The 21262-nt window shown below is 51.9% G+C and carries 19 protein-coding genes; 3 read left to right on the top strand and 16 right to left on the bottom strand.

What is annotated here, in order from left to right; translation table 11 throughout:
* Positions 1 to 17: 17 nt before the first annotated feature.
* From JMI88_RS17795 to JMI88_RS17780, 4 genes are all read right to left on the bottom strand, one after another.
* Entirely contained in the window at positions 18 to 905 is an 888-nt protein-coding gene (locus JMI88_RS17795; protein WP_201363270.1) for a vWA domain-containing protein, read from the bottom strand.
* Between the two features lie 352 nt (positions 906 to 1257).
* A complete protein-coding gene (locus JMI88_RS17790; RefSeq protein WP_201363269.1) occupies positions 1258 to 2154 on the bottom strand; it encodes a COG3942 and LysM peptidoglycan-binding domain-containing protein in 897 nt (298 codons plus the stop codon).
* A gap of 426 nt (positions 2155 to 2580) precedes the next feature.
* Entirely contained in the window at positions 2581 to 3693 is a 1113-nt protein-coding gene (locus tag JMI88_RS17785) for a Gfo/Idh/MocA family protein (RefSeq protein ID WP_201363268.1), read from the bottom strand.
* A gap of 161 nt (positions 3694 to 3854) precedes the next feature.
* Positions 3855 to 4271 (bottom strand): hypothetical protein, encoded by a 417-nt coding sequence (locus JMI88_RS17780; RefSeq protein ID WP_201363267.1) that lies wholly within the window; start codon positions 4269 to 4271, stop codon positions 3855 to 3857.
* A gap of 228 nt (positions 4272 to 4499) precedes the next feature.
* Between JMI88_RS17780 and JMI88_RS17775 the strand changes: the two genes are divergently transcribed.
* Positions 4500 to 5540: an NAD-dependent epimerase/dehydratase family protein gene (locus tag JMI88_RS17775; RefSeq protein ID WP_201363266.1), complete on the top strand. Its 1041-nt coding sequence runs from the start codon at positions 4500 to 4502 to the stop codon at positions 5538 to 5540.
* Positions 5541 to 5761: 221 nt separating this feature from the next.
* Here JMI88_RS17775 and JMI88_RS17770 read toward each other — a convergent pair whose 3' ends face one another.
* From JMI88_RS17770 to JMI88_RS17725, 10 genes are all read right to left on the bottom strand, one after another.
* Complete coding sequence (locus JMI88_RS17770) at positions 5762 to 6013, bottom strand: hypothetical protein (protein WP_201363265.1); 252 nt, start codon at positions 6011 to 6013, stop codon at positions 5762 to 5764.
* A gap of 20 nt (positions 6014 to 6033) precedes the next feature.
* Entirely contained in the window at positions 6034 to 6762 is a 729-nt protein-coding gene (locus tag JMI88_RS17765; protein WP_201363264.1) for a response regulator, read from the bottom strand.
* A 226-nt stretch (positions 6763 to 6988) separates the two neighbouring features.
* Positions 6989 to 8530 carry a tetratricopeptide repeat protein gene (locus JMI88_RS17760; RefSeq protein ID WP_201363263.1) on the bottom strand — a complete coding sequence of 514 codons (1542 nt, stop codon included), beginning with the start codon at positions 8528 to 8530 and terminating at the stop codon, positions 6989 to 6991.
* A gap of 212 nt (positions 8531 to 8742) precedes the next feature.
* On the bottom strand, positions 8743 to 9117 hold the full coding sequence (locus JMI88_RS17755) for a putative quinol monooxygenase (protein ID WP_201363262.1): 375 nt from the start codon (positions 9115 to 9117) through the stop codon (positions 8743 to 8745).
* 146 nt (positions 9118 to 9263) lie between these two features.
* Entirely contained in the window at positions 9264 to 10790 is a 1527-nt protein-coding gene (locus JMI88_RS17750) for an MFS transporter (protein ID WP_236022956.1), read from the bottom strand.
* 104 nt (positions 10791 to 10894) lie between these two features.
* Positions 10895 to 11668, bottom strand: coding sequence for a sulfite exporter TauE/SafE family protein (locus JMI88_RS17745; RefSeq protein WP_236022955.1), 774 nt, complete (start codon positions 11666 to 11668; stop codon positions 10895 to 10897).
* Between the two features lie 330 nt (positions 11669 to 11998).
* A complete protein-coding gene (locus JMI88_RS17740) occupies positions 11999 to 13612 on the bottom strand; it encodes an amidohydrolase (protein ID WP_201363261.1) in 1614 nt (537 codons plus the stop codon).
* Positions 13613 to 13915: 303 nt separating this feature from the next.
* The gene (locus JMI88_RS17735) at positions 13916 to 14854 is read right to left on the bottom strand and encodes an alpha/beta fold hydrolase (RefSeq protein WP_201363260.1); all 939 of its coding nucleotides are present in this window, start codon (positions 14852 to 14854) and stop codon (positions 13916 to 13918) included.
* Between the two features lie 29 nt (positions 14855 to 14883).
* Positions 14884 to 15807, bottom strand: coding sequence for a DMT family transporter (locus JMI88_RS17730; protein ID WP_201363259.1), 924 nt, complete (start codon positions 15805 to 15807; stop codon positions 14884 to 14886).
* A 347-nt stretch (positions 15808 to 16154) separates the two neighbouring features.
* Positions 16155 to 17180 (bottom strand): methyltransferase, encoded by a 1026-nt coding sequence (locus tag JMI88_RS17725; RefSeq protein WP_201363258.1) that lies wholly within the window; start codon positions 17178 to 17180, stop codon positions 16155 to 16157.
* Between the two features lies 1 nt (position 17181).
* Here JMI88_RS17725 and JMI88_RS17720 point away from each other — a divergent pair, with 1 nt between their 5' ends.
* Positions 17182 to 17847 (top strand): transaldolase family protein, encoded by a 666-nt coding sequence (locus JMI88_RS17720; protein WP_201363257.1) that lies wholly within the window; start codon positions 17182 to 17184, stop codon positions 17845 to 17847.
* 1091 nt (positions 17848 to 18938) lie between these two features.
* Positions 18939 to 19835 (top strand): DUF4118 domain-containing protein, encoded by an 897-nt coding sequence (locus JMI88_RS17715; RefSeq protein WP_201363256.1) that lies wholly within the window; start codon positions 18939 to 18941, stop codon positions 19833 to 19835.
* Between the two features lie 174 nt (positions 19836 to 20009).
* On the opposite strand, the gene JMI88_RS17710 is transcribed toward JMI88_RS17715, so the two are convergent.
* Positions 20010 to 20198, bottom strand: coding sequence for a winged helix-turn-helix domain-containing protein (locus tag JMI88_RS17710; protein ID WP_201363313.1), 189 nt, complete (start codon positions 20196 to 20198; stop codon positions 20010 to 20012).
* Between the two features lie 225 nt (positions 20199 to 20423).
* Positions 20424 to 21245 (bottom strand): class F sortase, encoded by an 822-nt coding sequence (locus tag JMI88_RS17705; protein ID WP_201363255.1) that lies wholly within the window; start codon positions 21243 to 21245, stop codon positions 20424 to 20426.
* Positions 21246 to 21262: the final 17 nt, after the last annotated feature.

Raw genomic sequence — 21262 nt, 5'->3', positions numbered from 1 at the left:
ACGCGTAGCGCGTTCACCTATTCATTAACATTCAAAGGCTGGGTAGCCGGGACACTGGCAAAGACAAACATCTGGCGCACCGAAGCGGCGTCCCCATTAAAGATGATGCCACGTGCACCTGGCTGAATGTCCTTGCTCAGCAACGAACGCAACAACTGGCAGCTGCTCTCAGGAATCTCACTGGAAATATCAAACAGCAAACGAGCATATGCATCAGCGGGCAACTCGTCACTGCTGGCTGGATAAACCAGGGGCGCCAGGTTGAAATCGGTAATATGAACATTGAAGAGTAAGGCATGCCCATCATTAGTACGAATTTCGCTGATCTCCCGCGCCACCGTCGACGGATCACCATCGCTTGCCACACCATCGGTCACATTAATAATAACGGGCGGATAGCTGTCAGGATGGTTAGCGGCCCATTCCTGCGCCAGGTCACGGGCCTGTTCCAGAGCCATACACATGGGAGTACCACCACCGGCTTTTGCCTTCACCCAGACCGGAAAAGGTACTGTGATTTCGATTTCCTGGCCGGTGTCATCGATCTCTGTGCGCTTACGCCTCTCGATGTCAAACGGATTCATCTGCAACTCCGGCAGGCTGATAAAGTTCTGACCCGAAAGATTGCTCTGCAAAACTGGCACCACCGAAATACCTTCGTAACCCAGCACCGCAACTTCGGCACGTGGTCGCACCTCAGTAGTACCATCTCTCTGGGCCACAGTATTGGCAACAATCAATTCATTTAAGAAGCTATTCAATACCGTTGCCACCATATCACATTTGCGCCGGCCCGCTCCGGCCTGAGCCATCCCAAACGGATCAGCCATTGAGCCAGATTGATCAAGCAAAAAGATCAGGCATCCCGGACGCGAACCCGCCCAGGCCTGTGTATATGTATCCATAAGTCTAACTCACTAGTTTTATGACTAACTCAAACAAACAATGACTACACAGTCACCAATTTACCTAATAGTCAAAGTAATGTCAAGTACACTATACTATGAGGGGTAAACTATACAAGTGATGGGCGGGCGCTAAGGGTGGGGATAAAATGCGGGGGCCAGGCATCAGTGTGATGCCTGGCCGTCATGCTGTAAGGGCAACCGGGAGAGTTGCCTCTGCAACTGCTCCTGATAGAAACAATATGCATGGGGTCTTTAAACGTTATCACTAGCCCGCCTATGCGTCCTCTATGCATCTTCGACAGATGAAGTGAGGGACAAAAATACTACAGGCAGGCGTCCAGCAACGAACTTACTGACTTATGAAAGCTACGCCAGTCCCAGTATAGAATACAGTGTTTGTGACCGCGTTGGGATTGTTTCCCCAGTTCATCGAACTGGCAATCACTGCTTGATTGTTAAGAACCTGTTCAACTACAGCAACATGTCCTACGAGCGAGGATCCTTGCACGCCCCCCTGCAGGACGATAATCGAGCCAACCGTGGGAATGCTGGATACATGCCACCCAAATTGCTGGGCACGATCGACCCATCCTCCAGCATTAGCATTCATCCATGGCACAAATACATCGTGCAATTGATAGTAGCGCTCCGCGGCCCACCAGGTACATTGCCCGGTCGGATATGCATTGCGAAAGCTGACCGCCATTGAGAATGGAGCCAGGACTGCCAATCCCCCCCGTGCTCTTCTAGGCACAATTGAACTGATAGGTAAATCTGATTCTGGGGATGGCACAGCTTGAAATTCTGGAGCCGCTGGCTGATCGCGCTCCTCTAAATCCATGTGAGCTGTTTTCCTCACCAGTGCCATAGGTGCCGCTAATTTACGCAGCAACTTATGCGTATGAATAGCGCTACTCATGTCTTCTATCGGTATGCTCGGAATACAAATACTCTGGTTGATGTAAATTGAATTGGGGCCACCCAAGTGATTATAGGCCACAATACTCCGTTCGCCAAGACCATAATACGCTGCAATACTCGCAAGTGTCTCATTCCTGATTACAGTATGAATGCGATCAGCCTGTGAGCAAGCAACAATAGTTCGCGCGTGCGCACCCTCCATATTCGCTCGCGACGTTACTCCAACTAAGCCAATTCCAAAGACGATGATAAAACAAGCACTCACTACAAAACTCACTACGTTGTACCGCTGGGGAGTTTTCCAGCTTCGTCGTTGTGTTTGCAATGTATCCTCTTTCGAATATACAATTTGCAGACCCCCCGCAAACATCTTTAATGCATCCTGTAACCTTTTACACTATCAAGTACACTATCAAGTGCACTATCAGATTGTGTTATGCCTACATTGATGATCACAGACGTATAGTTGCAATATACACTACCTACAACAATGAAACATGTTAATATATCAGGTCATTAGCTATGTTTAGGGGTAAAAGGGGGTAAAAATAGGCGTGGTATTAGATGAAATACATGATTACAAGCAGCAAGGAACACGAAACATCATAGGTGTGCCTTGCGGGCGCACCTATGATGTTTCGTGTTCCTTGCTGTGTTTCGTTTGCCCGGCGTTATGTGACATGTATTGGCCATTCAGCCGGTTTTTCTCTCCATGTATAATAACATTACTATTCATGTGTAAATACCGAGATTACAAACTTTTTTTGTCGATGAGGTCTACCAGTAGAGCTGCATATTTCTGTCGGTCCAGCGGCAGGTCAGCCGCGCTGTGGGTATAGTTAGAATATATACAGGCATTCGCTAGCTCTAGCGCCATAATCCCTTGCGCTCCCGCTGAGGTAAAGGGCGTACTATGCAGGACAGCATCATTGAAAGCTTGATAGACGGCAGCGTGATTACCAGCGGTCGTTGTATCCAGGGTAATCGGCAGCTCGTGGCTGGCCGGGGCGGCCATCGGCTTAGGAGAAGTAGCCACAAAGTCGGCGATATCCATTTCCAGTCCACGAGCGCTTAATTTGCCGCCATTGAGCTCCAGCTGTCCATGCGTACCGACGATCTTCAGGTATTCGGCCTGGTCGGCCTCGGCGGTGCTGATATGGAGCGAGCCCAGTGCTCCATCGGGCCATTCCAGGGTAGCCTCCACCGTATCTTCGGTCTCAATCGAGTGCAGGAAACGCCTGGTCCAGCTAAAGACACGGGCGGGCTGGCCCACCAGGTGACACAGCAGATCCAGGTGATGAGGGGCTTGATTCATCAGGACGCCGCCACCTTCGCCCTTCCAGGTGCCGCGCCAGCCAGCGGACTGATAGTAGCGCGCCGTACGAGTCCATACCGCTGACATGGTGACATGCTGGATGCGACCAATTTGCCCATTCTGCAATAGCTGATGGGCCGCCCGAATTTCGGGGCGGAAACGGTGCTGAAAAACGACACCCAGCAGGCGTCCGGCCTGGTTGGCAGCCTCGACCATCGCGTCAGCCTCGCCAACGTGAACGGCCATTGGCTTCTCTACCAGCACGTGGCAACCAGCCTGCAAACAATCGATCGCGATCTGCGCATGGAAAGGATGCGGGGTCATAACCACCGCCACGTCCGGCCGTATCTCGCTCAACAACTGACGATGATCCGAGTAAGAGGGGCAGCTCCACTCCTCTGCTCGTTGCTGCGCGGCCTCTGGATTAACATCTGAAACCGCCACCACGGCGATCGAGGGCGACTGCAGGGCCTGGCGATGCATTCCTAACACGCCAGCGCCGGCGCCAATAATCGCATAGCGTAATTTGTTGGTCTGCGTTGTCTCCATAATTTAGAACTCCTTATCTTTATTATTCGGCAGCGCTGAAAAAATTTATTAATAAAACCGCCATCATTCACTGAGCATCGCATTCCGTTGGTCATCCAATGGATAACCAATTCTCATGTGGCTGACGGCGGTCGCGTTAGTAGACAAAAAGCTTGCTTTCCTTACAAGCGTTTCTTACGCTTGCCCAGAATATCCTGGCCGGTAGGCTTCTGGTCAAAGCTGACCAGGTCACCCATGGATGGATCGGGCAGAGAGCGCAATGGGCTATTGCTACCGGGTTCACCAGTCGCCTGGTTATAGCCGATTTCGCTCACCTGTTCCGGGCGGAATGGATTAAATGAGCGCATTCCTGGAGGGGGTGGGGTCGAGCGTGGGCCGGGTTTGGATGTGGGCCACGACGGCCATGAGGGCTGCACAGCAGCAACAGTATTGCGATTGTCCTGTTCCACGACCTGCAGCGGGGCCGCCGACGGTGCTGTAGCAGGTTCCGCAGGTGCGGCCGTCTCCACAGGTGTCTGCTGCACTTCCGCGATAGGCTTCTTAGTCGCTTTATTTTTTACTTTTTGGTCACGAGCCATAGATTACTCCTTTATAGCAATGTTAGATAGAGCGAACGAGAGAGAAAATAACAACCAGTCGATAATAACGTTTTAACCCGTATGACTTTTTACGACATATAAAATCAGTACTTACGGGTACTGAGTTCCTTATAATAACATCACTCGTTCCATAAATTGGGCAAGCTAATCTTATAAATATTGTACACCGTCATAGCCATATATGCGATGGAGGTTGGAGGGAAGACAATGAAAATATTGATTACTGGTGCGACTGGTTTATTAGGCGGCTACCTTATTAAAAAGCTCCAAAAGCGCGGCGAACAGCTACGCGCGTTGATTTTACCACTTGAAGATGCCAATCTATTGATTCAGCAGGGTATTGAGATAATCAGGGGAGATATTACTGATCCCACCACATTAGGTCCAGCGGTCAAGGACGTTGAGCTGGTGTTTCACCTGGCAGGCATGATGGGCGTCTGGCGTCCCCTGGCAGATTATCGCCTGGTCAATGTTACGGGCACCCTGAATTTGTATCGGGCTGCCCAGCAAGCGGGAGTGCGCCGTTTTGTGCATACCAGCTCACACACCGTCTACGGATTGGGACATGGACGCTTTCTAACCGAGGGTGCGGCCTTGAGACCAGATCCTGACCCATATAGCTTGAGCAAAGCAGAGGCTGATCGCTTACTGCGCAGACTACTGCTCACCAGCAATATGGAAACGGTCATCATACGGCCGGGCACCTTCTTTGGTCCAGGTGACCATCTGCACTTTGGGCGCATGGCGCAAAAACTGAAAGCTGGCAAAGGAATTGTGCTGGGCAGCGGCGCCAATATGCTGCCTTTCTGCTATGTGACGGATGTCGCGCAGGGTTTTATCCTGGCTGGCTACCATCACAATGCCCCCGGTAACACCTACAACATTACCAATGATCGTCCTTTGACACAGTTACAAATGCTCAACCTGATCGCCGACGCAGTAGGCGGAAAACGACCGGCGCTGCACGTGCCCTATACGCCTGTCTACTATGGAAGCATGGTGGCAGAGCATGTGCTGGCCCCACTGACACAGAGCAAGCCGATCGTGACGCGCCTGGGCGCCATGATGTTTGGGACGGATAACCGCCATAGCATCGAAAAGGCGCGGCGCGAGCTGAGCTATTATCCGCAGGTCGACCTGCCAGATGGAATTCGCCAGGCGGCTCAGTGGTTTAATACAGGCGGCATGGAGAAGCCTCCCATAGCGGCGGCCAGCCATATGGCGGCCCTGGCCGCTATGCGCCTTTAATGGGAAGCCAGGCGCTCCCGTACGGGCGGATGCATACGCACCCGAGCTTGTTTTATGTGTTGGTGCAACCTGTGCGCAAAGCACAGGTTGCACCAACACATAAAAGGTCTAAAGAGCGCCGCAGGCGCGTAGCGTCAGGGGCCGAAGGCGCGAACCCTATGGCTTTCTGACATGCTTTAAAAAGGGCTCGGGCGCGCCTGCGCCCGCCAGGGGCGCACCTGCTACACGGACGTAGCAGTTCTTCTCCTATGCAGCCAGGAAGCGGTAGGGCCTGTATCAATGCGGCGACTGGTTTCCAGAAGAAACGAGGCAGTCGGGGCATCGGCCGTCAACTGGTGCTCCTGACGTAAACTGACCAGTTCTTTATAGTGCTGCTGAGCCCAATAGAGATTGACCCGGCACCGCTGGCAATTCTTGGCCGTAAACACATTCTCTGTCCGACAGCGTGGACAGAGCGTCTGTACCTCCTCCATATAATCCTCCCACCTTTTTCTCAAATTAAACCCATACGTAGAACTTCGGCGACCGCCTGGGCGCGATCTGACACCTGGAGTTTGCGGTAGATCTCTTGCAACTTGCGCTTGACAGTAACTTCGCTCCAGAAGTGACGCAGGGCAATTTCTTTATTTGTGCAACCCTCACCCACCAGCCGTACTATTTCAATCTCTGTCTCGGTCAGACCCGAATGGATACGTGTCTGCTCACGGCTAACACGGCCAAACTCGTCCAGCAGCTGGGTCAGGGTATGGGCATCCATCAATACACGCTCGCCCTGTCGGACAGCTCGCAGCGCCGCCAGCACGCCTCTGGTTGAGAGCGATTTTTGCAAGTACCCATGCGCGCCAATACGAAAGGCCCGAAAGAGCGACTCATCATCAAAGCAGCCAGTAAAAATGACCACACGCGCATCAGGGCAGGCTCGCAACAACTGCTGAGCAATATCGAGTCCATCGGTCTGGCCTAAAAAGACATCCAGCAAGATGATGTCTGGATGTAGCTCCAATGACAGAGCGATAGCTGCATTGCCCTCCGACACCTCGCCTACCACTGAAAAATCTGGCTCGGCCGCCAGAAAAGCGCATATACCTGTACGTACGACCTCGTGGTCGTCAACAACCAGTACCCGAGTCGGTGCAGTCACAGCCGGAAGCAGCTCCTTTTCTTCAACATACCGGGACTCCAGGACCGGCTCCAGCTCTAAACGTTGATCGTCTATATCCATTTCCACCCCCCAACTATTAACCACAACATATCTTTTCTTTACACAGTTCGTGTGAGGGCCAGCAATCCTCTCTTGATCTGCTTAATTATATTCGTCTATACACAAATTACCCTTTGGCACCTACTTTTCTATCCAGCACCAATATTACTTATTTTACTCGCCCACAAGAATTATATTCTGTTCTGGTAGGAAATATGGTTGCCTGAAGGTTTGCTCCGATAGCCTATCAGGCCCGATTAAGGAAGGACATCGCATGCCTGGCATAAAAATCTGCGTGTTCCTGCTGCAACCAGTGCAACGGGGCCAGTAAAATAGAAGGAATATTCAAGGCCACGGCTCGTTCAAGTGAGGTCAGGGCCTCCTCGTCGTGATCCAGGCTGGCGCTAATCATTCCTTTCCAGAAATGGGCGTCCCAGCGATCCAGGTCGAGGGCCAGCGCATACTCGAGTTCCTGGAGGGCCAGCGTATGGCGCTGTCCCAGGAAGTGGGCGACACCACGACAGACATAGGCGGCATAGACGGCTGGTTCAGCGGTAGCGATCTGTTCCAGGCGTTCAGGCACAGCAGCATCGGGCCGTAACAAGCACATATCAACCCACTGCGCCATCCAGCCATGGTCGGCGTGCGACGCATCCAGGTGCCAGCTACGGCTGCAATCACGGGACGCTTGCTTCAGGTCACGTAAATAGAGATAAGCTTCGCCGCGATTGGTATAGGCGCAGGCAAAATCTGGTCGCAGCTCAATGGCTCGGTTAAGATCTTCAATCGCATTCCTGGGTTGTGACAGATAAAGATACATAGTGCCACGGCTAAATCTGGCCATGACATCACAGGGATCATAGGTCAGGATACGACTATAGTCTGCCGCAGCTTCCTGGTAACGCTTGAGGCGCACATAGATGCCAGCCCGATCATGGTAGACTGCTGTAAAGGTAGGGTGCAGCGAGAGGGCCATGGTATAATCAGCCAGCGCCTGTTGCGTCGCCGACAATCCATCGTGGGCCAGGCCCCGATTATAGTAAACGGTCGCCAGATTGGCATCCAGCGATAGCGCTTGATCGAAATCCGCGATCGCCTCTGGATAGCGTTCAAGCAGACGATAAGCCTCGCCACGATTATTATACGTAAAGGCCGTCTGTGGTTGGAGGTCAAGAGCTTTATGATAATGTTCCAACGCGCATTCGGGACGTCCACTATCCGTGTAGGCAGCGCCCAGGCGATTGAGCAGGATCACATCGTGCGGTTTAAAATAGAGGGCATGCTGGAAATCCGCGATCGCCTCGTCTAAACGTTCCAGCGCCGCGTAGGCCTGTCCACGGCTGGCATATGCGCCCAGGCGGCCAGCATTATGTTCATCCAGAACGAGAGCGCGATCCAGATTCAAGATAGCCTGTTCATGCTCTTCCATCACATTATAGACCAGGCCACGACCGATCAGCGCCTGCACATCCTGTGCATTCAAAGCCACAGCCATGCTGAAATCGTAGAGCGCGCGCCGATTATTATGCTGCAAATAATAAATAATGCCGCGTTGATAATAGGCCTGCCCATATGTTGGTTGAAGTTCAATTACCCGCTGGATATCTCTTAGAGCCTGCTCATATTCACTCAAACTACGATACACTAGAGCCCGATTATAGTAAGAGGAGGCTTCCTGAGGATGATTTTGGATCGCCTGACTAAATTCTGTCAGCGCTCGCTCATAATCGCCAGACAGCGCATAGTCAGCGCCACGCTTGTTATACTCCGAAACGTCACCAGTGGTCATCGCCTCTGTCTCCTTTATCATCTTTAATGATCTATATCAATGTATGGATTATATAGGCGTATATTAGTAAAGACGAATAAAGCGAGTATTTCTATCAATGGATCATAATGGGCTAGTGTATTGGTGATAAAAGGCAGGATAGCCAACGGCTGGCCGGAGTCAGACATGTCTGACTCCGGCCAGCCGTTGGCTATCCTGTCCAATTCTCTCTCTTAGGCACTACCAACCTGTGGTAGGGGCCTGGCAGCGGTTGGAGGTCGCTGAAAGACCTCATCAGTATATGCTACCCGGTACAACTGAGAGGCCACTGTCGCCAGTTTGTTAACTTCCTGCATAAACTCTTGCACAGTGGCGTCGCGCATCATCGCCTCAATATCTTCCTGACTGCGCCATTGTGCATAATTGACCACGTTTCTCCCGTCCAAACTTTGATGAAAGTTCGCCGAGACATAACCAGGCATATGGCGTATCACTACATTTGTTGCCTTAATTAAGATATTAAGTAAGCGCTGCTGATTCTTTGGCTCGACCGTAAAAACACTCACCACTGTGATAACTGGTCGATCCTTGGCAATTCTAGTCATCATAACATCTCCACCCGATAGAGTGCCCATTATTTCCCCGCATACATATCACACACATCAGGATCATGCTTGCGCTATCCTTCCTTATATTTCTTATTCAAGAAGGACGAAGGGTGATACTTTTCAGGGTAAACAACGCCACAAATACGCTATCGGGTCTTCAGGCGGCGTGTCTCTTTGCCGCGCACGAGAGAAGCCAGCACCCCCAGCGCGGCGATGCAGGCACACACAACAAAGGTCTGGTGAAAGCTATACACAAAGGTCCGTTGCAACTGTGCTAGCTGGCCACTGGCATTCCCAGAGACCAGTATCCTGCCAGCCGTTGCACCTCCCAGAGCGGCGAAAATCGCTCCGGCCAATGCAATACTCAAACTTTGCCCCATGGTGCGAGCAGTGGCCAGAAAGCCCGAGGCACTGCCCTGATGCTGGGGAGGGGCCGCTCCCAATAATGCGCTATTATTCGGCGTCTGGAAGATTGACTGTCCAATACCAGTCACCAAAAGCGGCCAGACAATATCCCAGATGGAGCTACGCTCATTTAAGAAGCTAATGCAGACCAGGCCAATAGAGGCAATCGCCAGCCCACCGGCGGCCAGCCAACGAGTACCGATGCGATCAGCCAACGAGCCGCTGATAGGCGCAATAAACGCAATGGTTAGCGGCAATGGCGTCAGCAGGAGGCCCGATAGTTGCGTAGGGAATCTACGCAGTTCCTCCAGGTAGAATGGCAGCATAAAGCTGACCGCGAACAGGGCCAGGAAGCTAATTATCAGGCTAAGCAGAGCTGAGGTAAAGACGCGGTTATTGAGCAGAGAAAGAACAATAGCCGGATTAGGCACCCGCAACTCCACAAAAGGCAGTATAATCAATGCCAGCAGCCCCACGATCAACAGCATAAGAATCGGAAGCGAGTTCCAACCTAATTCCTGGGCAAAGGAGAGGCCTGCCGTCAAACAGGCCAGTCCAATCGCCAGCAAGGCGGCCCCCAATGGATCAAAGCGACCGGGACGGCGCTGCACTTTCTCTTTGATAAACACCAGCGTGGCAATCAGGCCAAGGATGCCAAAGGGAAGGTTCACATAGAAAATCCAGCGCCAGGTAAAGTAGCCAGTAATAAAGCCGCCCAGAATAGGTCCAATGCTTACTCCCAGCGATACGGTAATGGCATTAAGACCCAGCGCACGGCCACGTTCATGGGGAGAGAAAGCGGAGGTCAGCATGGCGGGACTAACAGCCAGCAAGAGTGCTCCACCCAGACCCTGCAGCGCGCGGGCCGCGATCAAAAAAGCCAGGTTGGGAGCCAGTCCACACAGTGCCGAACTACCAGTAAAAAAAACCAGGCCGGTTAGCCAGACGGCCTTGCGGCCAATCATATCCGCTAGCCGTCCAGCCGTCAGTAAGGTCGCCGCCGTCACGACCAGATAGGCGATCACTACCCATTCAATTGCTCCACTCAGAGGAACGCCAAAATTGTTCGCGATCGCTGGTAAACTGATATTGACGATCGACGAATCCAGCGTCGCCATAAAAACGCCAATCGCCACCACCAATAACGTTGTCCATTTCCCCGTTTGCAGTTGTGGCACAGCCTCTTTGCCAGCATTAGCATTAGAGGCCACAACACGTGGATCGTTTTTTTCCATGCCAGATTGAGAAGTTTTTTCCTCTTGCTTCATGTCAAAAATCCAGATTTCCAGTGAGTTAAAAAGCCACATATATAAATGAAAGCATCAGTTAACTATCCTAAAAAACAGACGTCGTACATGACCAGTTCCAATACTTACCAGGCTTTGATAAAAAAATACAAAGTCATAGCGAATCCTACCACAATCACAAAGAGACGAATCCACTTTTGATCAATCTTACGCGCAAAATAGGCGCCACCATAACCGCCAACAATGGCCCCCACTACCATCACGATAGCTTCAGGCCAGTAAACGGCTCCGGCCACAATAAAGGTAATCACAGCTACACCATTGATACAGGATGCCAGCAAGGTCTTGAGGCCATTCATAATATGGATGTTTTCCAAACCCATCAATGCCAGCGTGGCCAGCATCAAAATACCAATGCCGCCGCCAAAATAGCCGCCATAAATGGCGATAATCAGTTGCGCGACCGATATACCAATCAGATGGCCAATCGAAAGGGACGACTTTTCAACCCGCTGCATACGTAAGCGTCTGGTAACCGGGCCACTGAAAGCAAATAGCAGAGTAGCGATCAACAACAAATAAGGGAGTAGCGTCGTGAAAATGGAGGGCGGGGTAATCAAGAGCAAGAGAGCTCCCAGGATCCCTCCAATCAAGCTGGTAACCACCAGAATAATCAGCAGGCTGCGCTCGATCACCTTTAACTCGCGACGATAGGCGCCCACACTGGCCACCGATCCAGGCCAGATGGCAACTGTGCTGGTCGCATTCGCTGGAATCGGCGGCACGCCCGCAAAAATCAAAGCTGGAAAAGTAAAGAAACTTCCGCCGCCCGCCACTGCATTGAGTGTTCCGCCAATGACCGCCACCAGAAACAACAATAGTACAGTTGAAAGAGACATACAGACACCTTTATACCTATTGCTAATAACAAAGTTCGTAAGAGAGGGTCTGCTTCCCATGATCATGGGAAGCACGTTATACCCCAGCCTGGGGGCGCTGACGCCCCCAATCTCTTTTTTTCTGTTGGTGCAAAAAGTGCGCTATGCGCACTTTTTGCACCAACAGAAAAAACCTCTTTTGAGTTCCGCAGGAGCGAAGCGTGAGGCTGAGAGACCACTATGGGCGTGGGAGTCCGACACTCTCTAATATTGACAAGTATATCATTATGAAGGAACCAGGGATGCAGGAAATGTTGTTTTCCAGCCTCCCTTTGCTTTTGTAGAAATACGTTACAGAGAACCGTACACCAGCTGACCACCAAGAATAGTGGCCTGTACACCATTTTCTGAAATATGTGCCTGGTCCACGCGTAGAATATCATCCCGCAATACAACGGCGTCTCCCAGTTTACCAACGGTCAGCGAGCCTTTATGCCGCTCTTCGGCGCCCGCATAGGCTGCTCCCAGCGTATAGCCGCCTAGCGCACTGACTACCGACAGCGCCTGGTCAGGAAGCCAGGGTGGACGTTTCGTGGCGGGATCGCGGCGGACGGTGGCCGCATAAATGATGTTCAGGGGATCAAAGGTTTCAACCGGCGCATCCGAGCCCATCGCCAGTGGTATGCCCATATTGTGCATGGTGCGATAGGCATAGGCGCGGCGGTGGCGCTTCCCCCAGTAGCGCTCAGCGATATCGCGATCCGCCACGGCGTGAAATGGTTGGATCGAGGCAATCACACCCAGGCGGCGCATCCGCTCCAGATCCTCGGGCGCGATCAACTGCACATGCTCCAATCGATAGCGCAAATGCTTAAATGGAACGGCCGTATCGCGTTTCATCAGCAGCGACCGCTGCGCCTGCTCAATGGAGTTGAGAGCCACGCGCGCAGCCCGATCGCCAATCGCATGAATGGCAATCATCAGATCCATCTCGGTCGCCACGCGCACGGTATCCATCATCTCTTGCTCAGGAATGGCCAGGATGCCGCGATTACCAGGGCTTCCTTCAAAGCTATGCAGCATGGCCGCGGTCTGGGAACCCAGAGTACCATCGGCAAAAATTTTGATGCCACCAATACGCAGCAGATCGTTCTCGCCATTGGTAATCTCCAGTGTGGGCAATTTGGCCAGCATCTGGCGCGGCATGATCATCTGGACACGCACACCCAGCTTTCCTTCATCGCGCAGTTGACTAAAAATATTCAGTGAGAGCTCATCCTCAATATCATGGATGGTAGTAATGCCACTACGCTGCAATTGAGCCAGGGACTGCTCCATCAGTTGCCAGCTTAAATTGGGATCGGGCGGCGTAATCACATCAAACACCAGGCGCGTAGCATCCGCTTCCTGCAAAACACCAGCGGGTTCACCAGTGCCATCGCGCAAGATAGCACCGTTAGCAGGATCAGGCGTCTCGGCGTTAATATGCGCCAGCTCTAACGCACGCGAGTTAACCCAGAGCAGGTGTCCATCTTTACTGGAGAGAGCCACTGGATGATCGGGGGCAGCCGCATCCAGAGATGCGCGCGTAGGAAAATTATTGTTCGCCCAGGCATTGCGATCCCAGTGACTGCCCTGAATCCATTGTCCAGCCGGCGTAACAGCAGCGCGAGCCCGTACCAACTCGGCTACCTCTTCCTCACTGTTACAGGCTGCAGCATCCACACGCTGCGACCGATAAGCGGTCGCCAGGAGATGGATATGTGCATCAATAAAACCAGGTACAACCGTGCGGCCACGCAGATCCACCAGTTCGGCATTCTGACCACCTACGCGACGTACCTCGTCATTAGAGCCCACTGCCAGAATACGTCCACTCCCAGCATCTATCGCCATCGCCTGTGCATATGGTACCTGGGCATCCATCGTATAGATGTTGCCATTCAGATAAAGTACCTTGCTCATCAAGCATCTCGCTTTCTATCTAGATTGAAAAAAACTGTCCATAAAGTATTTTATTCCCACGGCCAGCGGGATCGCTCGCCAGGGAATGGAATCGCTCGCCAGGGGCACCAATCGGGCGCAAAGCCCGAACCTATTGGGGCGCTGATGCCCCCACTCTTTGCTTATGGGTTGTTGCAGAAAGTGCGCACATGCGCACTTTCTGCAACAACCCATAAACTTTTTTGAGCGCCGCCGGCGCGTAGCGTCAGGGGGCCGCAGGCACGAAATGTACGCTTTTCAAACGCGCTTATAGCGCTCATTTATCTATTCCTCTAAGAATTTGAGGATCGCTTCACCAAGTACTTGTGGGCGCTGTAATTGAATATCGTGGGCCGTTTCAGGCATCCATAGTACAGAACAATGCTGAATAGCGCGCGCCACCTGAGCTGCCATCTGTCCCTTGGCGGCCGCGAACTCATCGGCATGCTCAAGGCGTTCAGGCGGCTCCTCGCCAGGCAAAGGTCGATCAGCGGCCGGAACCAGCAGCACCGGACAGCTTAATTTACTGTAGTAGGATAGCGCGCGATCTTCCCACAACGATTCACGAATCGCGCACTGCAGCTCGGAGCGCAAACGTTCCTGCACGGTGCCATCGGGCAAATCGCGAATGTACGTCAGAACAATGCGCTCGATTTCGGGCGTCCAGGCAAACGGCATCTCCGTACGCAACGCCTGCAAATAGGCCGCGCGCGACGGGTAAAGCTCGGGCGTTGCCTTCTCACGGATAAAGCGCTCACGCGTCATTCCCGGCCAGTGACGCGGCTCCACATGTGGGCAATCTACCAGTACCAGGTGGCTGACCAGGGCTGAATGGCGCGCAGCCAACACCAGGGCCACGCGCGCGCCCCAGCCGTGTCCGACCACAGCTACTTGTCCCAGACCCAGTGTAGCCATGCCGCTGATAATATCCTCGGCAACCGTAGTCAAATCGTAGCCCGTTTCTGGCTGAGCGCTCAAGCCATGCCCACGCAAGTCAAACGCCAGCAAAGGATGGCGCTGATAGAGATGCTCAGCGAGCAGACGCCAGGTATCTGCCGTCGCGGCCAAGCCATGCAGCAGCACAACAGGAATATCGTCTGTAGTATCTTCATATGCCGCTGGCGAGGCCTCACCAGCCGACGACTTATGTATGGTCGGGTCCCATTCCAGATAATGAAGACGCACATCGCCCGCATCAACAAACGAGCTGCGAGGTTCGAACATAAAACATACCTCTTTCTCAATATATCTTCTTATTCCTGTTTAGAAATTAAGTAGACGCTGACGATAATGAGCATACCGCCAAAGATGGTGTAAGGGGTAAGTTCTTCATGCAATAGTAGCACTCCCAGCAAAGGTCCTAATAATGGTTGTATGAAGAGTGTCGAAGCCGCCGCCGAGGCTTTGACTCTCGTCAGGCCTTGAAACCAGGCCAGATATGCTACACATGTACACGGAATAGCCAGCCAGAGCGCGCTGAGCCAGCCAGCCATATCAGGCATGCGCCAGCCAGTCGAGAGAAATTCCCAACCTGCCACCGGCAACCAGAAAAGCATACTGCCCACAATTGACGCCGCCGTAATCAGCAGGGGCGAATGCCTGGTCAGTAATGCCTTACCACGAACAGTATACAGAGCCTCAATCAACAGTGCCGCTACGACCAGCAGGTCTCCGACAATACGCCAGACCCCACCATCGGTGGGCAGATTAGGCAGCAAACTGCGCTCAACGATCAAATACACGCCAAAAAATCCCAACCCTAAAGCCCCAATCGCCCGTATACTTACCCGTTCTCGCAATACTATCCAGGATAGAGCAGAAGTAAAAATCGACTCGCCCGTAATCAGCAAGGCCACATCAGAAGCTGTAGTTAACGATAAACCGCCGAATTCCAGTATCTTGTTAACCACAAAGCCGATCAATGACAAGAGTGCCAGTTGAGGAACATCGCGCCAGGTCAGATCTAGCAAGCTACGCCTGGCAATCAAAAAGGGAAGCAATACAATCCCCGATAGACACATTCTTAAAGCAAGCATCAACGGCAATGGCATCGCCGCGAGGGCATACTTGGCAGCCACATAGCTGGTAGCCCATAAAATATTAGCCCCAATCAAAATCAACCAGGACAGGGTATGACGAGACGACGAAGAGGACGGGAGGCGCGCGGAGATAGGCAAAATGATGCTCCTTACCAGGTATCAAGACATCAGTACGCCGTGACCGGAAACAGGCCTGTGCGTCACATTGTACCGTATAACAATATTTTTAACATTTTAGTTAACCTATTTCCAGGGCTTACCCGTAGGTGCACCCCTTGCGGGCAATTTTACCCTTACCCGTAGGTGCGCCCCTTGCGGGCGCTTTGACCCTCCAGGCTCGAAAAAAATAATCAATAATAATGTCATACATCGAATCAGAACTCCCACAAGGGATTCTCCTATGTTGACGTGCGGCGAGGCAGTAAGCGCCCGCAAGAGGCGCACCTACGATTTTATCATTCTTTTCGCGTATCAATATATTCTTCTCACCTGGCTTTGGCGGGGCGTGGATTGGTCGCATAGATCACTTTGTAGCGATTATTGCCAGCAACTTCTCGCACCTGATGAAAGCAAGCCTGCAAGGTAGGCTCGTACTTAAGAAAGCGATTGGCGACCAGGTAGAAACGACCATCCGGCTCCAGAATCTGGGCAGCCTGACGAATAAAGCGCTCGGCAATCTCCAGAGTCTGTACTCCTCCCTGGTGAAAAGGAGGATTGGTAGCGATCAGGTCAAAGCGTTGGCTCAGTACCGCCTGGGCACCATCGCTGGGAAGCACACGGACATTGGTTTGACCCGCCTGGCTCACCGCCTGCTGGCTGGCAGCTACCGCCGCCAGGCTGGCATCCACCATCGTCACCTGCCCCTGAGGGGCCAGACGTGCTATATGCAAACCAATAAAGCCAGCGCCACAGCCAATATCCAATGCACGATCAGCTGGCCGTACATCCAATGCAGCCAACAGCAGCTGAGTGCCTTCATCCAGATTGCTATCCGCGAAGATGCGCAACGTAATCACCGGCAACTGCTCAACGGTAAAACTGTGCTGCTTGGTCGAACAAAGCACGCGATGCCCCTTGCTAATCGTCAACGTCTCGACATTCCCAAATAGCTCGCGCATGCGTTTAGCCACAGTCAGAATACCACGATCCTTCGCCCCCGCCACGTAGAGTTTACCACCGACCTTGAGCGCAAAGGCGGCCACACTCAACCCATAAAACATCCAGATATTGCCCGGCTGATACAACAGGTTCATAGCCGCCACATGTACCGTCTCTGGAGAATGATGTAAGATGTAATCATGAAACGCCACATCGCGCACAGAAGAAACGGCAGTGTGAGCCTTGAACGCTCCCAGGGTCGCGATATTATCTTCCGCCAGGTGCAGACAGCCCGTCGTCAGACGTTGCCGCGCCAGGGCTACGAAGGGATCGGCAGCCGAATTAAGGATTAACACTTGATCTGTTGTGTTAAATTGTGCGAAATCAGATAATAATCGAGATTGGAGCATCATTATGGCCCTCTACATTGATAGTGCTTACCTGGATGATATCACAGCGGTAGCACAAACATTACCAGTTGCCGGCGTAACCACTAATCCGACCTTGCTTTTAAATGCCTATCAGAACGGTCAGCGCACCAGCGCCAACGAGCTGGTAGCACAGCTACTGAAGCGCACCCGCGGCACTGTTTTTATGCAACCCACCATGGTCAACGAAGAGGCAGCCTATCGAGAAGCCCACTCATATATTGAAGCCGACCCCGAAAGGGTGATTCCTAAAATCCCGATGAATCGAGCAGGAGTACGCGTGGGCCAGCGCCTGTACGCCGAGGGACATCATATCGCCTTCACCGCCATCACCACGGTCTCTCAGGCCTATGTCGCCTCCCTGGTAGGTGCGAAATATATCATCCCCTACTATAACCGTTTAAGGCGCAGCGGGGTAGATCCCTGTGAGCGCATCGGGCACATGGCCCGCGTCATCGCCGGCCAGACTCCTGGTACCCGCATCCTGGCCGCTAGCATCAAATCCACTGCCGAGGCATCCGAAGCACTACTCAGTGGAGCACATGACCTCACAATTCCTCCCGCCATCTTGCTGGAAATGGCTAATGATCCCGAAAGTGAAGAGGCCATTATGCGGTTTGAGCAAGATTTAAAAAAGATGAAGAATCTGTAATATAATTCTTGTTCAGCTTTTCTCGTATTATGAACATTTATTCAGCATAAATGAGTATCAATTCATGGCATAGTCATGCACGCATGTTATATTAGTCTCTGTAAGCGGATAGAGAAACGTGACCCCTGGTGGATGAGGGGATGGAAGAGGCGGGGGGCAAGGTTCGCCATTCTTGCATTGGTAGTGGGGGGTGAGGTAGTGGGCAAGGATGGAACGTGGTAAGGGATAGAGCTCAACGTTCTTGCAAGTGGTGAGGATGGAAGTGGATGTGGGCAAGGACGGATACAGGTGGGGTTGGGTAAAAATACCAGTAGCCTTGCATGTGTAGCGGTGGTAGTGGTGAATGTGGGCAGGGTTGACATGGTATCCGGGTGAAAGTGAGCAACGTTCTTGTGGGAAGGCTACGTGGTAATGGGGAGGCGGACAAGAACGTGTTGGATAGAGGGGATGAACCAAATTTTTATCTGGTTGCTATAGACAATGAGACATGTTGGGAGGAAGCGCGGTGTACAGGTGGCAGGTGGGATAGGAGTGCACGCTACGTGTGGTGGCAGTGGCGGATAGGAGGTCCCGAGCATGTTTTCGTAGGGGGGAATACCGAGGTTGGGTGGTGGAGGAATGAGAAAGCCTGACAGGTGTATTTATACACCTTCAGGCTTCTATATATCTCTTCCTCCTACAATTATATAAAAAAGAAAGTGTGCCCTTCGCAGTGCATTGGGAAGGGCGTTGACCTGTTGCGGGCGGGCGCGGATGCGCCCGCCCCTTTTTTATTCAGATAGTGCAAATTTTGCGCTGTAGGCACGTTTGCAACCCCTGTTCTTTGTGCCTTCGGCCCCTGACGATTCGCATGGCTTTTAGTCACTCTCTTATGGTGTGGTGCGTAAAATGTACTTGGAACATTTCACACACCACACCATAAAAAATACGGATCTGAAATTCTAGAATTCCTAAGATCTTCTGGTTTTTTGAGTCATTATTGAGGTCCAACCGGCAATTTTTGAGACATCCTTGACGTTTTTAGTTGTATCTTAGAGAAGGACATACAAACAATGTAAAACAGCTCAGCTATACTATTAAGAGGTGGTCAAATGCAAACAATCGAACGCATTCCACAGATTGAAACGGGGATAAAAAATAAGTGGCAGTATTATGTCTTTGATGCATTGATCGCTGTGACCGGCTCGCTCATTATTACCGGCATGATTTACTTTTCCCATCTGTATCCACGCATCTCAGATATCGTCATCATCCATTTAATCTGGATTATGGCTATGGCCATCTGGCGCAGCCGTTATGCCGCTATCATTGCCGCCATCGCGACATTTCTCTCGTTTGACTACTTCCTGGTGCCCCCACTCTTTACATTCACGATAGATGATCCGATCCAATGGGTAGCCCTGTTTGTATTCCTGTTCACAGCGATCATCACGAGTTGGCTGGTTGGCGCGGTCAGAAAGAGCGCCGAAGAGGCCCGGCAGAATGCACACGAGTTACGCATCCTGTATGAGCTGATACGGGTCTGCAATAGCACCAATAATTTTGATGAGCAGCTCGATATTATCGCGCTATCAACGTTACGCATTTTCTCGTCACTGGGTGTGACAGAATGCGTCCTGCTCTCGCCAGATCAAACGGGCCAGATACAGGTACGGGCTGATGCTCCAATCTGCATCGATGAGTTTCTACCAACGCCAGAGGAAATACGTCATGTCACACAGGTATATAAAAGCGGAGTACATGCTGTCATCAAAGATGTAAATGTGCCACATTCGCTGGTCCATTATATCCCTTTGAAATCCAGCTCTCATGTTTTCTGTGTTCTCTACCTGCGCGTGCTCAACGGAGTGCCCTGGTTAGAGGATGAAGTAGTGATGGCCAGTGCTCTGAGCAATGCATATCAACCTGCCGAATTTTTCCGTACCTTCCTGGATCAAATCTCTTCGCTAATCGAACGCTCACTTTTGCGCGAAAAACTGGCGTCATAGAATGGATATGCTTCCCAGTGCACTGGGAAGCGTATCGACCCTTTGCGGGCGTCCGCATGCGCGGCCGCACAGTTTTTATGTAGTGGTGCAAACCGTGCGCAGTGCGCACGGTTTGCACCACTACATAAAAACTGTTTTGAGCACTGAAGGTGCGAATCGTCAGGGCCGCAGGCATTAAACCACGAAGCGATAGCCAACCCCCCAGACCGTCATAATCTTTTCGCCAAGCGGCCCCATTTTTTTGCGCAGGCGGGTGATATGGGTATCAACCGTACGATCAAAGCTATCATAATCATAGCCCCACAGCTCCTGCAACAGGTACTCGCGGCTAAAAGCGCGCCCTGGATTCCTGCTATCGACAATGGAGACAGGAGAACAAAATTGAGATCGAGAAACACTGCAGTCAGTTGCAACAGTTTATCGTGAGTGGACAGTGGGAGAGGGGAGACCCGTAGGTGCCGTCCCTTGCGGCTGGGCGCTTTTGTCCTTCCCATTCGAAAACGCATCTGAAAAGTAGAAGAGGGAAGATCCGGGGAAGAATGAAAGCGCTCGCAAGGGGCGCACCTATTGAGGGTGATCGAAGCTAAGTCAACTCGAGATAGCATGCACCACGATCTGGGGTGCCCCTGACAATGTGGGTATCCAGTTATCATCACAGGTAATCAGATTAAGATAGGTGCCACTTCCATTGCCAAAAATAGCGGTCGCGGGTGTCTGATCAGGTGGATAACTGCGCACAGTCAGAACACTAAAATGCTGCACATTGCCATTCTGATTAACAATCAAGATGACATCGCCCTTGTGTAAATTAGCCAGGTTACCAAAAACACCCGGCGTACCATCTGGCTGACTGGCATAACCATCAATAACGGCGCTCCCCATACCACCCAGTCGCGGGCCATTTATGAACCAGCCCACACCATTCGCGCCATGTAGCGACGGCACATCCATACGGTTATTCATATTTAAACCGACGGCTTCGACCGGTGCATCGACTTTAATGGCGGGAATCTGCAAATGCGCGCCGACATCCGGATTTTGCATCGATAGAGCAGGATCAATAGTCGGGGTTGGAATAGGAGTGGGTAGCGAACCGTTGTCACTATCGTTCAATGGCGCGTTGTTGGCTGGCTGAATCAATAATCGAGCGGTCTCATGATCAAAATTGGTCGAGATCTGATCGCCACTATTGTCGACCTTCTTGGGGGTAGAATGGGCAACGTCTGGAGTAAATACTACATCTGGATGGGTAACTTGATACGCCAGCGTAGAGCCAGAAGAAATGTTGCACATTCCCCAGCCTGTAATGACCCCGCCTAGTAGTAATAATAAGGCCAGAGCAAATAACAAATTCGTCTTCGCATATGGTGTGTTGTTGGCTGATCGTGAAGGCCTGAAAGGCGGTTGCATGAAATATCTTCTCCTCT

Source organism: Dictyobacter formicarum, assembly GCF_016587435.1.
Note: the sequence above shows the minus strand (reverse complement) of the source record. Positions and strands in the feature narration are given on the sequence as shown.

Excerpts from the sequence above, each read along its gene's own strand:
- JMI88_RS17705 (WP_201363255.1), bottom strand. The coding sequence starts at position 21,245 with ATGCAACCGCCTTTCAGGCCTTCACGATCAGCCAACAACACACCATAT.
- JMI88_RS17735 (WP_201363260.1), bottom strand. The coding sequence starts at position 14,854 with ATGTTCGAACCTCGCAGCTCGTTTGTTGATGCGGGCGATGTGCGTCTT.
- JMI88_RS17745 (WP_236022955.1), bottom strand. The coding sequence starts at position 11,668 with ATGTCTCTTTCAACTGTACTATTGTTGTTTCTGGTGGCGGTCATTGGC.
- JMI88_RS17720 (WP_201363257.1), top strand. The coding sequence starts at position 17,182 with ATGGCCCTCTACATTGATAGTGCTTACCTGGATGATATCACAGCGGTA.
- JMI88_RS17715 (WP_201363256.1), top strand. The coding sequence starts at position 18,939 with ATGCAAACAATCGAACGCATTCCACAGATTGAAACGGGGATAAAAAAT.
- JMI88_RS17765 (WP_201363264.1), bottom strand. The coding sequence starts at position 6,762 with ATGGATATAGACGATCAACGTTTAGAGCTGGAGCCGGTCCTGGAGTCC.
- JMI88_RS17785 (WP_201363268.1), bottom strand. The coding sequence starts at position 3,693 with ATGGAGACAACGCAGACCAACAAATTACGCTATGCGATTATTGGCGCC.
- JMI88_RS17740 (WP_201363261.1), bottom strand. The coding sequence starts at position 13,612 with ATGAGCAAGGTACTTTATCTGAATGGCAACATCTATACGATGGATGCC.
- JMI88_RS17725 (WP_201363258.1), bottom strand. The coding sequence starts at position 17,180 with ATGATGCTCCAATCTCGATTATTATCTGATTTCGCACAATTTAACACA.
- JMI88_RS17760 (WP_201363263.1), bottom strand. The coding sequence starts at position 8,530 with ATGACCACTGGTGACGTTTCGGAGTATAACAAGCGTGGCGCTGACTAT.
- JMI88_RS17775 (WP_201363266.1), top strand. The coding sequence starts at position 4,500 with ATGAAAATATTGATTACTGGTGCGACTGGTTTATTAGGCGGCTACCTT.
- JMI88_RS17780 (WP_201363267.1), bottom strand. The coding sequence starts at position 4,271 with ATGGCTCGTGACCAAAAAGTAAAAAATAAAGCGACTAAGAAGCCTATC.
- JMI88_RS17755 (WP_201363262.1), bottom strand. The coding sequence starts at position 9,117 with ATGATGACTAGAATTGCCAAGGATCGACCAGTTATCACAGTGGTGAGT.
- JMI88_RS17795 (WP_201363270.1), bottom strand. The coding sequence starts at position 905 with ATGGATACATATACACAGGCCTGGGCGGGTTCGCGTCCGGGATGCCTG.
- JMI88_RS17770 (WP_201363265.1), bottom strand. The coding sequence starts at position 6,013 with ATGGAGGAGGTACAGACGCTCTGTCCACGCTGTCGGACAGAGAATGTG.
- JMI88_RS17750 (WP_236022956.1), bottom strand. The coding sequence starts at position 10,790 with ATGAAGCAAGAGGAAAAAACTTCTCAATCTGGCATGGAAAAAAACGAT.